Source organism: Burkholderia sp. Ac-20349, assembly GCF_017104865.1.
GTDB classification, from domain to species: Bacteria; Pseudomonadota; Gammaproteobacteria; order Burkholderiales; family Burkholderiaceae; genus Burkholderia; species Burkholderia aenigmatica.
The window spans coordinates 1-1,956 of sequence record NZ_JAAGPM010000319.1; the positions used below are offsets into that span (position 1 = coordinate 1).

At 72.5% G+C, this 1,956-nt stretch carries 3 protein-coding genes; all 3 read left to right on the top strand.

Features of this window, described 5'->3' with window-relative positions:
• A partial coding sequence (bcsE, locus tag G3N61_RS38900; protein WP_205825098.1) for a cellulose biosynthesis protein BcsE occupies window positions 1–1,539 on the top strand: 1,539 nt, incomplete at its 5' end.
• Entirely contained in the window at window positions 1,536–1,754 is a 219-nt protein-coding gene (locus G3N61_RS38905) for a hypothetical protein (RefSeq protein ID WP_205825100.1), read from the top strand. The genes bcsE and G3N61_RS38905, both read left to right, overlap by 4 nt.
• Window positions 1,751–1,956 (top strand): AAA family ATPase (locus tag G3N61_RS38910; RefSeq protein ID WP_205825102.1); only part of this gene is annotated, 206 nt, incomplete at its 3' end. The genes G3N61_RS38905 and G3N61_RS38910, both read left to right, overlap by 4 nt.

Genomic DNA, 1,956 nt, shown 5'->3' on the forward strand with positions numbered 1-1,956 from the left:
GCAGCGGCCGACGCACCGCGTCGCGCGGCACCGGGCCCGTTCGCACGGCTGACCGGCGGCCTGCGCGCGCTGAAGCGTTACGGCTTTCGCGCGCGCTCGCTGTATTTCGTCGAGGGCGCGCAGCGCTGGTTCAGCTGGGACGACCCGATCGCGCTCGCCGACGAGGCGCACGCACTTGCCGACTGGTGCCGCACGCGGCGGATCGCGCTCGTGCTGCTGCTCGATCCCGAGGCGGACCATGCAGGCGAAGAACCACGCACCGACGATGCTCCGCTCGTGCGCGATGCGGATCGCACGCCGCGCAGCGGCTTTCACGGTATCTGCTCGGGCGTCGCGCAGTTGCAGCGCACGCACGGCGAACTGCTGTGGATCGTCGATTTCTGGCGTGCGGGCGACACGCTCGCGGCCGGCGAGGTACGGTCGCTGCGCTTTGCGCCGGGCGGCCGGCTGTCGGCGAGCGTCGACGGCGGCGCAACCGAGCCCGCGAGCCGGATGAAGCTCGCGAGCGACGAGGATCGCGTCGTCGCCAGCCGCGCGGTGCTCGACGGCACGACCCGCGTGCCCGAGGGCTGGGAAATCGTCGAAGACAACGCGGCCGTCGTCGCGGCCTGCGCGCATGCCCAGGCCGCGACCGCGGTGCTCGTGTTCCACTCGCATGCGCAGCTCGAAGCGCTGTGCGCGGACGTGCACGCGCTGCGCCGGCAATGCGGCGGGGCGCTGAAGATCGCGGTCGTCGAGCGCGGCGAAGTGCTGCGCCAGCAGTTCGAGATGCTCGTGCTGAGCGTCGGCGCGAGCCGCGTCGTCGCGCGTGACCTGCCGGTGTCGCGGATGCAGGCTGCCGTGCACGCGCTGCGCGGCCAGCTCTATGCGCGGCCCGTGGCGGCCGACTATCGTGCGGCGCTCGCGGCCGCGCTCGGCGATTCGGTGCTCGGCTACCTGCCGGTCGGCGCGTTCTGCCTGCGGATTCGCGCGGTGCTCGATCGCGGCGCCGTGCTCGCGCTGCCGCACACGCTCGCGAAGATCGCGCTGCTGCCGGGCGTGTCGCATGTCGACGCGCTGCGGCATTGCCGGCCGCGCCGCGCCGGCGACGTCGTGACGGCCGATGCCGCGCACCTGTACGTGTTCCTGTTCGCGTGCGAACCGGTCGACGCGGAAGACGCGCTCGCGCGCATCTTCGACGTGCCGGTCGACACGCTGTCCGACCGCGTCGTATGCCTCGGCCACGGCAGCATCGACATTGAGCTCAATGCGCTGAAGGCCGAGAACCGGCGCGCGCCGATCGCCGACTACAGCGATTTGTTCGCGGCCACGCCGCGCACACCGCCGGCGCACGCCGCTCCGGGCGACGCGTTGCCCGACGCGGGCGAGGTGAGCGACGCGATCGATACGATCGATACGATCGTCGCGCTCGAGGCGATCGGTGCGACGCCGTCGGTCGCGGCCGTCGACGCGTCGCCGCCGGAACCCGTCAATCCCGCCGCGCGCAAACGCGGTGCCATCCGCAGCGAGATGCCGCTGCGCAAGCAGGGGGTCGTATGATCGCCGAACTCGTCCTCGGTTTCATCGTCGGCATCGCGATCGCGGTGCCGGTGTGGATCGTCGCCCAGCACCTCGGCATCGGCCGCGGCTTTCATGCGCCGCGCGGGATCGACCGGCGCGAAGCGGTGCCCTGCGAACTCGTGCCGGTCGCGTTGCGCGGGCGGCTGCTGCCCGATGCCGAGCGCGGCGAACGCGGTGGTGAGGCGACCCGATGAAGACGATCGCCATTACGTCGACGACGGGCGGCGCGGGCCGCACGACGCTCACGGCCGCGCTCGCAGTGCTGCTCGCGCGCCGCGGCCGGCCGGTCGTCGCCGTCGAATTCGACGCGCAGAACCTGATGGGCGCGACGCTCGGCCTCGACACGCTGGCCGAGCACGGCCTCGCGCAAGACCGGAAGAGCGTGAGTGAGGGAAA